This is a genomic window from Pseudomonas helleri (assembly GCF_001043025.1).
Lineage (GTDB): Bacteria > Pseudomonadota > Gammaproteobacteria > Pseudomonadales > Pseudomonadaceae > Aquipseudomonas > Aquipseudomonas helleri.
This window is the reverse complement of record NZ_JYLD01000002.1, coordinates 183,891-196,631: the sequence shown is the minus strand read 5'-3', so window position 1 is coordinate 196,631 and position 12,741 is coordinate 183,891. Positions and strand designations below refer to the sequence as shown.

At 59.3% G+C, this 12,741-nt stretch carries 10 protein-coding genes; 9 read left to right on the top strand and 1 reads right to left on the bottom strand.

What is annotated here, in order from left to right; all coding sequences use genetic code 11:
* Positions 1-4 precede the first annotated feature (4 nt).
* The 9 genes from murD (at position 5) to lpxC (ending at position 10,484) form a co-directional block, all read left to right on the top strand.
* Entirely contained in the window at positions 5-1,351 is a 1,347-nt protein-coding gene (gene murD, locus TU84_RS03555) for a UDP-N-acetylmuramoyl-L-alanine--D-glutamate ligase (RefSeq protein WP_048367187.1), read from the top strand.
* Positions 1,348-2,562 carry a putative lipid II flippase FtsW gene (gene ftsW / locus TU84_RS03550; RefSeq protein WP_048367186.1) on the top strand — a complete coding sequence of 405 codons (1,215 nt, stop codon included), beginning with the start codon at positions 1,348-1,350 and terminating at the stop codon, positions 2,560-2,562. The genes murD and ftsW overlap by 4 nt, the downstream gene beginning before the upstream one ends.
* Positions 2,552-3,622: an undecaprenyldiphospho-muramoylpentapeptide beta-N-acetylglucosaminyltransferase gene (murG, locus tag TU84_RS03545; protein ID WP_048367184.1), complete on the top strand. Its 1,071-nt coding sequence runs from the start codon at positions 2,552-2,554 to the stop codon at positions 3,620-3,622. Before ftsW ends, murG begins: the two co-directional genes overlap by 11 nt.
* Positions 3,615-5,075: a UDP-N-acetylmuramate--L-alanine ligase gene (gene murC, locus TU84_RS03540; protein WP_048367183.1), complete on the top strand. Its 1,461-nt coding sequence runs from the start codon at positions 3,615-3,617 to the stop codon at positions 5,073-5,075. The genes murG and murC overlap by 8 nt, the downstream gene beginning before the upstream one ends.
* Positions 5,072-6,028 carry a D-alanine--D-alanine ligase gene (locus TU84_RS03535; protein WP_048367180.1) on the top strand — a complete coding sequence of 319 codons (957 nt, stop codon included), beginning with the start codon at positions 5,072-5,074 and terminating at the stop codon, positions 6,026-6,028. The genes murC and TU84_RS03535 overlap by 4 nt, the downstream gene beginning before the upstream one ends.
* A gap of 4 nt (positions 6,029-6,032) precedes the next feature.
* A complete protein-coding gene (locus tag TU84_RS03530; protein WP_048367179.1) occupies positions 6,033-6,899 on the top strand; it encodes a cell division protein FtsQ/DivIB in 867 nt (288 codons plus the stop codon).
* 15 nt (positions 6,900-6,914) lie between these two features.
* On the top strand, positions 6,915-8,174 hold the full coding sequence (gene ftsA / locus TU84_RS03525; protein WP_048367176.1) for a cell division protein FtsA: 1,260 nt from the start codon (positions 6,915-6,917) through the stop codon (positions 8,172-8,174).
* Between the two features lie 71 nt (positions 8,175-8,245).
* A complete protein-coding gene (gene ftsZ / locus TU84_RS03520) occupies positions 8,246-9,460 on the top strand; it encodes a cell division protein FtsZ (RefSeq protein ID WP_048367173.1) in 1,215 nt (404 codons plus the stop codon).
* A 112-nt stretch (positions 9,461-9,572) separates the two neighbouring features.
* Complete coding sequence (gene lpxC / locus TU84_RS03515) at positions 9,573-10,484, top strand: UDP-3-O-acyl-N-acetylglucosamine deacetylase (protein ID WP_048367172.1); 912 nt, start codon at positions 9,573-9,575, stop codon at positions 10,482-10,484.
* 804 nt (positions 10,485-11,288) lie between these two features.
* Here the strand turns inward: lpxC and TU84_RS03510 are convergent.
* On the bottom strand, positions 11,289-12,734 hold the full coding sequence (locus tag TU84_RS03510; RefSeq protein WP_228394219.1) for a sensor domain-containing diguanylate cyclase: 1,446 nt from the start codon (positions 12,732-12,734) through the stop codon (positions 11,289-11,291).
* Positions 12,735-12,741 lie beyond the last annotated feature (7 nt).

Sequence of the window (12,741 nt, the reverse complement as noted above, 5' to 3'; positions counted from 1 at the left end):
ACCTGTGTCTCTGATCGCTTCTGACCACTTCCGCATCGTTGTCGGCCTCGGCAAGAGCGGCATGTCCCTGGTGCGCTTTCTGGCGAGCCGGGGTGTGTCGTTTGCCGTAGCGGACACGCGGGAAAATCCACCGGAGCTGGCCACGCTGCGCCGTGACTATCCGCAGGTGGACGTGCGTTGTGGCGAGCTGGACGTCGAGTTCCTGTGCCGCGCCGATGAGCTCTACGTGAGCCCCGGCCTGGCCCTGGCGACGCCTGCGCTGCAAGCGGCCGCTGCCCGTGGGGTGAAGCTGTCGGGCGACATCGACCTGTTCGCGCGTAACGCGAAAGCGCCCATCGTGGCAATCAGTGGTTCCAACGCGAAAAGCACCGTGACCACGCTGGTGGGTGAAATGGCCGCGGCGGCCGGCAAGCGTGTGGCCGTGGGTGGCAACCTGGGCACCCCGGCGCTGGACCTGCTCAGCGATGACATCGAGCTGTACGTGATGGAGCTCTCGAGCTTCCAGCTCGAAACCACCAACGACCTCGGTGCTGAAGTCGCCACCGTGCTTAACATCAGCGAAGACCACATGGACCGCTACAGCGGCCTGCCGGCGTACCACTTGGCCAAGCACCGGATTTTCCGTGGCGCTCGCCAGGTGGTGTTCAACCGTCAGGACGCTCTGACCCGTCCGCTGATGGGCGAAGGCCTGCCGTGCTGGTCGTTCGGCTTGAGCGTTCCCGATTTCAAGGCGTTCGGTCTGCGCGAAGAGCAGGGCGAAAAATACCTGGCCTTCGAATTCCAGAACCTGGTGCCCGTGCGTGAACTAAAAATCCGTGGCGCGCACAACCAGGCCAATGCTTTGGCTGCGCTGGCGCTGGGGCATGCCGTGGGCTTGCCGTTCGACGCCATGCTGTCGAGCCTGCGCACCTTTGCCGGTCTTGAGCACCGCTGCCAATGGGTCCGCGAACTGGACGGCGTGAGCTATTACAACGACTCCAAAGCCACCAACGTCGGTGCTGCCCTGGCCGCCATTGAAGGCTTGGGCTCGGACATGGACGGCAAGCTGATCCTGATCGCCGGCGGTGATGGCAAGGGCGCTGATTTCAGCGGCCTGCGCGATTCCGTCGCCAAACACTGCCGCGCCGTGGTGTTGATGGGCCGCGATAGTGGTCTGATCGCCGATGCGCTGGGTGATGCGGTTCCGCAAATTCGGGCCACTTCGCTGGACGACGCCATCGCGCAAAGCCGCGCACAGGCTCGCCCAGGTGACGCGGTACTGCTGTCGCCCGCGTGCGCCAGCTTTGACATGTTCAAAAATTACGAAGAACGCGGCCACCTCTTTGCTCGCGCAGTGGAGGCATTGGCATGATCTTCGGCTTCCTCAAACCTTATCCTTCGCCCTTGATCACGGGCCGTGGCATAGACCTCGACTTCCCGCTGCTGGCCGGTTGCCTGGCGCTGCTGGGCCTGGGGCTGGTGATGATCACCTCGGCATCGTCCGAAGTGGCGGCATTGCAGTCGGGTAACACGCTGTACCACATGATCCGGCACCTGTTTTACATCGTGCTCGGTCTGGGTGCGTGCGTGATGACCATGATGGTGCCGATTGCGACCTGGCAGCGTATGGGCTTCATGCTGCTGATCGGTGCGTTCGGCTTGCTGGTCATGGTGTTGCTGCCGGGCATTGGCCGAGAGGTCAACGGTTCGATGCGCTGGATCGGTTTCAGCTTCTTTAACGTGCAGCCTTCGGAAATCGCCAAAGTGTTTGTGGTGATTTACCTCGCCGGCTACCTGGTGCGTCAGCAGAAGGAAGTGCGCGACAGCTGGATGGGCTTCTTCAAGCCCTTCATCGTGTTGCTGCCCATGGCCGGTCTGTTGCTGATGGAGCCTGACTTCGGCGCCACCGTCGTAATGATGGGCGCAGCGGCGGCCATGTTGTTCCTCGGCGGTGTGGGCCTGTTCCGCTTCGCGCTGATGGTGGCGTTGGCGGTGGGTGCGGTGTTCGTGCTGGTTCAAGCACAGCCGTACCGGATGGCGCGTCTGATTACCTTTACCGACCCATGGTCCGACCAGTTTGGTTCGGGCTACCAACTCACCCAGGCACTGATCGCGTTCGGTCGCGGCGAGTGGTTCGGGGTGGGCTTGGGCAACAGCGTACAAAAGCAGTTCTACCTGCCCGAAGCGCACACCGACTTCGTGTTCTCGGTATTGGCTGAAGAACTCGGTGTGGTCGGTTCGTTGCTGACCGTGGCGCTGTTCGTGTTCGTCTGTGTGCGCGGCATGTACATCGGCATGTGGGCAGAGCGCGCCAAACAATACTTCTCGGCTTACATGGCGTACGGATTGTCGTTCCTGTGGATCGGCCAGTTCCTGATCAACATCGGGGTAAACGTCGGTTTGCTGCCTACCAAAGGTCTGACCTTGCCATTCCTCAGTTATGGCGGCAGTTCGTTGGTGATTTGCTGTGTGTGTATGGGTTTGTTGCTGCGCATCGAGTGGGAGAGTCGAACCCACCTGGGCAGCGAAGAGACCGACTTCAAAGAAAGCGACTTCGCAGAGGAGCCGAACCATGGGCGCTAATGTGCTGATCATGGCGGGCGGCACCGGCGGGCATGTGTTCCCGGCGCTGGCTTGCGCGCGTGAGTTTGAAGCGCGTGGCTACACCGTGCACTGGCTCGGAACACCGCGAGGCATCGAAAACGAACTGGTTGAACCGGCAGGCTTTACCCTGCACCGGATCAACGTCACGGGCCTGCGTGGCAAAGGCAAACTGTCGCTGCTCAAGGCGCCGTTTGTGTTGCTTAAGGCCTTGTTCCAGGCACGCGCAATCATCCGCCAACTCAAGCCCGTGTGCGTGCTCGGGTTTGGCGGCTATGTGACCGGGCCTGGCGGTCTGGCGGCCAAAACCTGCGGCGTGCCGGTGATCATTCACGAGCAGAACGCCGTGGCCGGTACCGCCAACCGTTTGTTGGTGCCGATGACGAGCCGTGTGTGTGAAGCCTTCCCGCAGACGTTTGCTGCTTCGGACAAGCTGCGCACCACTGGCAACCCGGTGCGCCCTGAACTGTTCACCCTGGCGCCCCGCGCTGCACTCGAAGGGCGCAAGGCGCGCTTGCTGGTGCTGGGCGGCAGCCTGGGCGCCGAGCCCCTGAACAAATTACTGCCTGAAGCCTTGGCCAACGTAGCGGCTGAGCTGCGCCCTGAAGTGTTTCATCAGGCGGGCAAAAAACACGATGAAATCACCGCCCAGCGTTACACCGCGGCCGGTGTCGAGGCAGATGTTCAGCCCTTCATCAAAGACATGGCCCACGCCTATGGCTGGGCCGACCTGGTGGTTTGTCGCGCAGGCGCGCTGACCGTCAGTGAACTGGCTGCGGCCGGTCTGCCCTCGCTGCTGGTGCCGTTGCCCCACGCGATTGACGACCATCAGAGCCGTAATGCTGACTTTTTGGCACGGGAGGGCGCGGCCTTCCTGATGCCGCAAGCGACAACTGGCGCGGCCGAACTGGCGGCTCGCCTGACAGAGGTATTGATGCAACCGGAACGACTCAACAGCATGGCGGCCAACGCGCGTCGCCTGGCCAAACCTGATGCCACCCGTAACGTTGTCGACATCTGCCTGGAGGTGGCCAATGGTTGAGAATCAAAAAGCCATGCCGCAACCGGAAATGCGCCGCATCCGTCGTATCCACTTCGTCGGTATCGGCGGCGTGGGCATGTGCGGGATCGCAGAGGTATTGCTGAACCTGGGCTATCAGGTGTCGGGCTCTGACCTCAATGCATCGGCTGTTACCGAACGCCTTGAGTCGTTTGGCGCGCACATCTTTATCGGCCACCGCGCCGAGAACGCTGCCAACGCCGATGTACTGGTGGTGTCCAGCGCTGTTAATACCTCCAACCCGGAAGTTGCCAGTGCGCTTGAGCGCCGCATTCCGGTGGTGCCACGGGCTGAAATGCTGGCTGAATTGATGCGCTATCGCCACGGCATCGCCGTTGCCGGCACGCACGGTAAAACCACCACCACCAGCCTGTTGGCTTCGGTGTTCGCGGCCGGTGGCCTGGACCCGACGTTCGTGATCGGTGGCCGTTTGAATGCAGCAGGCACCAATGCCCAGCTAGGCACCAGCCGTTACCTGATTGCTGAAGCTGACGAGAGCGATGCCAGCTTCCTGCACCTGCAACCGCTGGTTGCGGTCGTCACCAACATCGACGCCGACCACATGGCGACCTACGAAGGTGACTTCAACAAACTGAAGAAAACCTTCGTCGAGTTCCTCCACAACCTGCCGTTCTACGGCTTGGCTGTGTTGTGCTTGGACGATCCAGTGGTGCGTGAAATCCTGCCGCTGGTCAAACGCCCGACCGTGACCTACGGCTTCAGCGAAGCCGCTGACGTGCGCGCAATCAATGTGCGCCAGCAGGGCATGCAAACCTTCTTTACCGTGCTGCGCCCAGACCGCGAGCCGCTGGATGTGTCGGTCAACATGCCGGGCAACCACAACGTACTGAACGCCTTGGCCACCATCTGCATCGCCTCCGATGAAGGCATCAGCGATGAAGCCATCGTTCAGGGCCTATCGGGCTTCCAGGGCGTGGGTCGACGCTTCCAGGTCTACGGCGAACTGCCGGTCGACGGCGGCAGCGTGATGCTGGTGGACGACTACGGTCACCACCCGACCGAAGTTGCTGCAGTGATTAAAGCCGTGCGCGGTGGTTGGCCTGAGCGCCGCTTGGTCATGGTCTACCAGCCGCACCGCTTTAGCCGTACCCGCGACCTGTACGACGATTTCGTGCAAGTGCTGGCCGACGCCAACGTGTTGCTGTTGATGGAAGTCTACCCGGCGGGCGAAGAGCCGATTCCGGGCGCGGACAGCCGTCAGCTGTGCCACAGCATCCGTCAGCGCGGCCAGCTGGACCCGATCTACATCGAGCGCGGCGTTGAGCTGGCGCCGATCGTCAAGCCGCTGCTGCGTGCAGGCGACATTCTGCTGTGCCAAGGGGCGGGCGATATCGGCCGTCTGGCACCGCAACTGATTAAAAGTCCGTTGTTCGCCGGTGCTGTGATCGCCGCCAACGAGGGGAAACTGAAATGACTGCTGCCTACGCCACGCTGTTTTCGACCATCGCCCCTGCCGATTTCGGCCGGGTGGCGGTGCTCTTTGGCGGCAAAAGTGCTGAACGTGAAGTGTCCCTGAAATCGGGTAATGCCGTTCTCAAGGCACTGCTGGACGCGGGTGTGAATGCCTTCGGTATTGATGTGGGCGATGACTTCATCAGCCGTATCACCGCTGAAAAAATCGACCGCGCCTTTATCATCCTCCACGGCCGTGGCGGTGAAGACGGCAGCATGCAAGGCCTGCTGGAATGCCTGGGCATCCCTTACACCGGCAGCGGCATTCTGGCGTCGGCGTTGGCCATGGACAAGCTGCGCACCAAGCAGGTGTGGCACAGCCTGGGGATTCCAACCCCGCGTCACGCCGTGTTGAGCAGCGAAGCCGATTGTATTTCTGCGGCGAAGGAACTGAGCTTCCCTTTGATCGTCAAACCGGCCCATGAAGGTTCAAGTATCGGTATGGCCAAAGTGAACAGTGCAGACGAATTGATCGTCGCCTGGACCGAGGCCAGTAAGTACGACTCGCAAGTGCTGGTTGAGCAATGGATCCACGGTCCGGAGTTCACCATCGCCACCCTGCGTGACCAAGTGTTGCCACCTATCGCACTGGGCACGCCGCATACGTTCTACGACTACGACGCCAAATACGTGTCTGAGGATACTCAGTACCGGATTCCGTGCGGCCTTGATAGCGACAAAGAGCAAGAGCTGATGGAGCTCACGGCCAAAGCCTGTGAGGCCATCGGGATTGCCGGTTGGGGCCGTCTGGACGTGATGCAAGACGTCGATGGTCAGTTCTGGTTGCTTGAGGTCAACACCGCGCCGGGCATGACGGACCATAGCCTGGTGCCGATGGCAGCCAAGGCGGCGGGTCTGGATTTCCAACAACTGGTGCTGTCGATTCTGGCCGCCAGTGTTGAGCCACGAGGTTAAGACCATGCCAGGCGCATCGCTTCGTCATCAGCAACCTGTCCCCGGCCGCAAGCCGGTGCCACGGGGTGCCAGCCGGATGGTGGCTAAAGAGCCGATGTCGGTGCGTGTGCCAAAAGCCAATTTCGGCTTTTTGAAAGTGCTGTTTTGGCCTGTGTTGCTGGTGGCCCTGGGGTTCGGTACGTACGAAGGCGCACAACGCCTGATGCCGTACGCGGACCGCCCGATCACCAACATCAATGTGCAGGGTGACTTGACCTACATCAGTCAGCAGGCCGTGCAACAGCGTATTGCTCCTTATGTGGCCGCGAGTTTCTTTACGGTCGATCTGGAAGGCATGCGCACTGAGCTGGAACAAATGCCATGGATTGCTCACGCCGAAGTCCGTCGGGTGTGGCCGGACCAAGTGGTGATTCGCCTTGAAGAGCAACTGCCGGTTGCGCGTTGGGGCGATGAAGCACTGCTGAACAACCAGGGCCAGGCATTCACCCCGCGTGAGCTGGCCAACTACGAACATTTGCCGCAGCTGTTTGGCCCACAACGGGCCCAGCAGCAAGTGATGCAGCAGTATCAGGTGTTGAGCCAGATGCTGCGTCCGATGGGCTTTTCCATTGCCCGGCTGGAATTGCGTGAGCGCGGTAGCTGGTTCCTGACCACCGGAGCCGGCAGTGCAGGGCCTGGGATCGAGCTGCTGTTGGGGCGCGATCACTTGGTAGAAAAAATGCGTCGCTTCATAGCCATCTATGAAAAAACGCTGAAAGAACAGATTACAAACATTGCGCGCATTGATTTGCGTTATGCCAACGGATTGGCCGTCGGCTGGCGGGAACCTGTGGCACCCACGATAGCCCAACCCGCTGTCGCGAAGAATTAAGAAGAGGCAGGACCCATGGCAAATGTGCAAAGCGGCAAAATGATCGTTGGTCTCGATATCGGTACCTCCAAGGTGGTGGCGCTGGTAGGCGAGGTTGGTGAAGACGGCACGATCGAAATCGTCGGTATTGGCACGCATCCGTCCCGGGGCCTGAAGAAGGGCGTGGTGGTCAACATCGAGTCCACCGTGCAGTCGATCCAGCGCGCGATTGAAGAAGCGCAGCTGATGGCCGGTTGCCGGATCCACTCGGCGTTCGTCGGTGTTGCGGGCAACCATATCCGCAGCCTGAACTCCCACGGCATCGTTGCCATCCGTGATCGTGAAGTGAGCACGGCTGACCTTGAGCGCGTGCTTGACGCTGCCCAGGCAGTGGCCATTCCGGCAGACCAGCGTGTGTTGCACACCCTGGCGCAGGACTACGTGATCGACAACCAGGAGGGCGTTCGTGAGCCGCTGGGCATGTCGGGCGTACGTCTGGAAGCCAAAGTGCACGTGGTGACTTGCGCGGTAAATGCTGCGCAGAACATTGAGAAATGCGTGCGTCGCTGTGGCCTTGAGGTGGATGACATCATCCTCGAGCAACTGGCGTCGGCTTACTCGGTATTGACCGATGACGAGAAAGAGCTGGGCGTATGCCTGGTCGACATCGGCGGTGGCACCACGGATATCGCGATCTTCACTGAAGGCGCCATTCGTCACACCGCGGTGATCCCGATTGCGGGTGATCAGGTCACCAACGACATCGCGATGGCGTTGCGTACCCCGACACAATACGCCGAAGAAATCAAAATCCGTTACGCCTGCGCACTGGCCAAACTGGCCAGCGCGGGTGAAACCATCAAAGTACCGAGCGTGGGCGACCGTCCTCCGCGCGAGCTGTCCCGCCAGGCCCTGGCCGAAGTGGTTGAGCCGCGTTACGACGAATTGTTCACATTGATCCAGGCGGAGCTGCGTCGCAGCGGCTACGAAGATCTGATCCCGGCCGGCATCGTGCTGACCGGTGGCACTTCGAAAATGGAAGGCGCTGTCGAGCTGGCAGAGGAGATCTTCCACATGCCGGTTCGTCTGGGCGTACCGCACAGCTTCAAAGGCTTGTCCGACGTTGTGCGCAACCCGATTTACTCCACCGCTGTGGGCTTGTTGCTGTACGGGCTGCAAAAGCAGTCAGACGGTATTTCCATATCGGGTATCAGCAACCGCGACAGCTACAGCAGTGAAGAACAAAAAGCCCCTGTGTTCGAGCGCCTCAAGCGCTGGGTTCAGGGCAACTTTTAAAGCTTGAGCAGTAAAAGATTCAAAAGCAGTAGAAGTAGGCGAAATAACTAGAGAATGTAAGGAGAGGGACCATGTTCGAACTCGTAGACAACATCCCGCAGAGCCCGGTAATCAAAGTTATCGGTGTTGGTGGTGGCGGTGGCAATGCTGTTAACCACATGGTTAAGAGCAACATCGAAGGTGTGGAATTCATCTGCGCCAACACTGACGCACAAGCGCTGAAGAACATTGGCGCGCGTACCATCCTGCAATTGGGCACCGGTGTGACCAAAGGCCTGGGTGCTGGCGCCAATCCTGAGGTCGGTCGTCAGGCCGCTCTGGAAGACCGCGAGCGCATCGCTGAAGTGTTGCAGGGCACCAACATGGTGTTCATCACCACGGGCATGGGCGGTGGTACCGGTACCGGTGCTGCGCCGATCATTGCCGAAGTGGCCAAGGAAATGGGCATCCTCACCGTTGCGGTGGTGACACGTCCGTTCCCGTTTGAAGGTCGCAAGCGCATGCAGATCGCTGACGAAGGTATTCGTCTGCTGTCCGAAAGCGTTGACTCGTTGATTACGATTCCGAACGAAAAACTGCTGACCATCCTCGGTAAAGACGCCAGCCTGCTGTCGGCTTTCGCCAAGGCCGATGACGTACTGGCCGGTGCCGTTCGCGGTATCTCCGACATCATCAAGCGTCCGGGCATGATCAACGTCGACTTTGCCGACGTGCGCACCGTGATGAGCGAAATGGGCATGGCAATGATGGGCACTGGCTGCGCCAGCGGTCCTAACCGTGCACGTGAAGCGACCGAAGCGGCCATCCGCAACCCGCTGCTCGAAGACGTGAACCTGGAAGGTGCTCGCGGCATCCTGGTAAACATCACAGCCGGTCCTGACCTGTCTCTGGGTGAATACTCCGACGTGGGCAGCATCATCGAAGCGTTCGCTTCGGAGCACGCAATGGTCAAGGTCGGTACTGTTATCGATCCGGACATGCGCGACGAACTGCACGTGACCGTGGTTGCTACCGGTCTGGGCGCGAAAATCGAGAAGCCGGTCAAGGTTATCGACAACACCGTTCAGGCATCGTACGCAACGGCTTCGGCCCAGCCAGCGCCTTCGCGTCAAGAACCGCGTGTCGAGCGTCAGGAGCTGCCAGCGGTTAACTACCGTGACCTAGACCGCCCAACCGTGATGCGTAATCAGGCTCAGCACGGCGCAACAGCCGCTGCCAAGCTGAATCCGCAAGATGATCTGGACTACCTGGACATCCCGGCATTCCTGCGTCGTCAGGCTGATTAATGAAATCAATCAGGGGGATTCAGGTGATTGGTGTTCAGCAAAGGCTCGGTCTGCTATTATCGCCAGCCTTTGTTGATACCAGTTCGCAATTTGCGCTGAAGCGGCCAATGCCATGATTAAACAACGCACCCTGAAAAATATTATCCGTGCCACAGGTGTCGGCCTGCACTCCGGTGAGAAGGTCTACCTGACCCTCAAGCCTGCGCCTGTGGACACCGGCATCGTGTTTTGTCGTGCAGACCTTGACCCTGTGGTGCAGATTCCTGCTCGCGCGGAAAACGTCGGCGAGACGACGATGTCGACCACGTTGGTCAACGGCGATGTAAAAGTAGACACGGTAGAGCATTTGCTCTCGGCCATGGCTGGCCTTGGGATCGATAACGCCTACGTCGAACTCTCCGCGTCTGAAGTCCCGATTATGGACGGTAGCGCCGGACCTTTCGTGTTTTTGATTCAATCTGCCGGCCTGGAAGAACAGGACGCGCCGAAGAAGTTCATCCGTATCCTGCGTGAAGTGACAGTGGAAGATGGCGACAAGCGCGCTACTTTCGTCCCTTTCGAAGGCTTCAAGGTGAGCTTCGAGATCGATTTCGATCACCCGGTTTTCCGTAACCGCACCCAAAGTGCAAGCGTGGATTTCTCAAGCACTTCGTTTGTAAAAGAAGTCAGCCGCGCGCGTACCTTTGGTTTCATGAGTGACATCGAGTACCTGCGCAAGCACAACCTCGCACTCGGCGGCAGCGTGGAAAACGCGATCGTAGTCGATTCCGATGGTGTACTGAACGAAGACGGCCTTCGCTACGAAGACGAATTCGTGAAGCACAAAATCCTCGACGCCATTGGCGATCTCTACCTGTTGGGCAATAGCCTGATTGGTGAGTTCAAGGGCTTCAAGTCTGGCCATGCCCTGAACAACCAGCTGCTTCGCAAGCTGATTGAACAGACCGATGCATGGGAAGTCGTGACCTTTGAAGACGCCAGCACTGCACCGATCTCGTACATGCGTCCGGTTGCGGCAGTTTAAGTAAAACTTCATTCTCTAGTTTTTGAAGGCCACCCTCGGGTGGTCTTTTTTTTTACCCGATGTTTAACGTAAATCTGTAGGAGCGAGCTTGCTCGCGATCTTTTGATCTTGGCTGGGGCAGCTTCGCTACCCATCGCAGCCTTCGTGCCTCGGCAGCGACTACAAATCGGACGTAGCCTCGCAGGGCGGTGCACATTTGTAGGAGCGAGCTTGTCTCGCGATCTTTTGATCTTGGCTGGGGCAGCTTCGCCATCCATCGCAGCCTTCGTGCCTCGGCAGCGACTACGCCGGACGAAGCCTCGCAAAGCTCGTCAACTGCTACGGGCGGTGCACATTTGTAGGAGCGAGCTTGCTCGCGATCTTTTGATCTTGGCTGGGGCAGCTTCGCTACCCATCGCAGCCTTCGTGCCTCGGCAGCGACTACGCCGGACGTAGCCTCGCAAAGCTCGTCAACTGCTACGGGCGGTGCACATTTGTAGGAGCGAGCTTGTCTCGCGATCTTTTGATCTTGGGTGGGGCAGCTTCGCCACCCATCGCAGCCTTCGTGCCTCGTCTGCGACTACGCCGGACGTAGCCTCGCAAAGCTCGTCAACTGCTACGGGCGGTGCACATTTGTAGGAGCGATCTTTTGATCTTGGGTGGGACAGCTTCGCCACCCATCGCAGCCTTCGTGCCTCGGCAGCGGTTACAAGCCGGACGTAGCCTCGCAAAGCTCGTCAACTGCTACGGGCGGTGCACATCTGTAGGAGCGAGCTTGTCTCGCGATCTTTTGATCTTAAAGATCGCAACTGCCGTATACAAAGGTCATACCAACGGCGGCTTCACCGCATTCAACCCCGTCTCATTGATGTTCACGACCCGGTTACGCCCGGCTTTCTTGGCTTGATACAGCGCCTTGTCAGCGGCGCTCAACAACGCGTCCTGGGTTTCACCCGGCTTGGCATAACGGGTGCACGAGCCCAGGCTGATGGTCAGCTTTTTATGCTCCGGCAACACCGGGGGCATTTGCTCGACGGCGAGGCGGATTTTTTCGCACAGCAGGCGCGTATTGGCGGCCTCTGTTTCGGTCAGTACCACCGCAAACTCTTCGCCCCCGTAACGGGCTGCCAAGTCCGAAGGGCGGCGAACATGGGTCTTGATCACGGCGGCGACCTGACGGATGGCTTCATCACCTGCCTGATGGCCGTAGAGATCATTGAAAGCCTTGAAGTGGTCGATATCAATCATCACCAGCGACAGCGGGCAGCCCGTGCGTTGCGCCCGGCGCCATTCCAGATCCAGGGCCCGATCCAGTGTGCGGCGGTTGGCCAGCCCGGTCAGCGGGTCGGTTGACGCCAAGGCGGCTAGATCACGCTCGGCATGCAGGCGCAAATTCAATTCGCGAATCAGCAACCAGGTCAGCCACAGCAGGCCCAGGCATAACAGCAGCGTGACGCTGCCGATCACTAATGCCGTGTGCTGCCAATTACTGAAAATGCTCGAGGCCGCTATCGCCACCACCACGATAATGGGCAGGTCGTGCACCTGAGCGAAGGTGTACAGGCGCTCGTGGTGATAAATGCCGGACATGGCAATAAAACTGCCAAAGCGCTCATTTAAGAACCGCCGGAAGTTGGGCGCCTGGCTGAGGTCCTGGCCGATTGAGATTTTACTGGTCGGCGGGTACTGCAACATCAGCGTGCCATCCGTGTCGAGCAGGCTGATATTGCCGCTGGGGCCAATGTCCAGGCCCCGGAACAGGTTTTGGAAATACGATATTTTCAGTTTTCCGACAGCCACACCGGCAAAAGTCCCGTCCTCAGCCACCAGTCTGCGACTGAGATAGATGATCCATTCGGGGCTGTCTGAACTGGCGAGATAGGGGTGGCTGATGAACAGTTCATCGCGGGTACTGTTTTGCTGCACGCTGAACCACGGCTGTTGGGTGGCGTTCGGGGGTACGCTGACGACTGGTTTTGAGCGGGCAATCAGTTTGCCCTGAGCATCCAGTACAAAAAAACCGAAAGAAGAGGGCGCTTCGTTGGTTCTGTCGAAGAGCAAGGATTGCCGGGTCTGGGCTGGCAGCGTCGCCAAGGCCTGGGTGTGCAGCAGGTCAATGAGGTTGATCAGTGCTGAATCATAAATAGAGAAGGTGTTGCGAATATCTCGATTGATCAGTTGCACGATGTTCAGGGCGGAACGCCTAGCATCTGCTTCGGTGTTGCGATATTCGCGCACCAGCAAATAGCTGACGATACCGAGAATGACCAAGGCTGAA

Coding starts and splice junctions, on each gene's coding strand:
- ftsW (WP_048367186.1), top strand. CDS start 1,348: ATGATCTTCGGCTTCCTCAAACCTTATCCTTCGCCCTTGATCACGGGC.
- murG (WP_048367184.1), top strand. CDS start 2,552: ATGGGCGCTAATGTGCTGATCATGGCGGGCGGCACCGGCGGGCATGTG.
- murC (WP_048367183.1), top strand. CDS start 3,615: ATGGTTGAGAATCAAAAAGCCATGCCGCAACCGGAAATGCGCCGCATC.
- TU84_RS03535 (WP_048367180.1), top strand. CDS start 5,072: ATGACTGCTGCCTACGCCACGCTGTTTTCGACCATCGCCCCTGCCGAT.
- TU84_RS03530 (WP_048367179.1), top strand. CDS start 6,033: ATGCCAGGCGCATCGCTTCGTCATCAGCAACCTGTCCCCGGCCGCAAG.
- ftsA (WP_048367176.1), top strand. CDS start 6,915: ATGGCAAATGTGCAAAGCGGCAAAATGATCGTTGGTCTCGATATCGGT.
- ftsZ (WP_048367173.1), top strand. CDS start 8,246: ATGTTCGAACTCGTAGACAACATCCCGCAGAGCCCGGTAATCAAAGTT.
- lpxC (WP_048367172.1), top strand. CDS start 9,573: ATGATTAAACAACGCACCCTGAAAAATATTATCCGTGCCACAGGTGTC.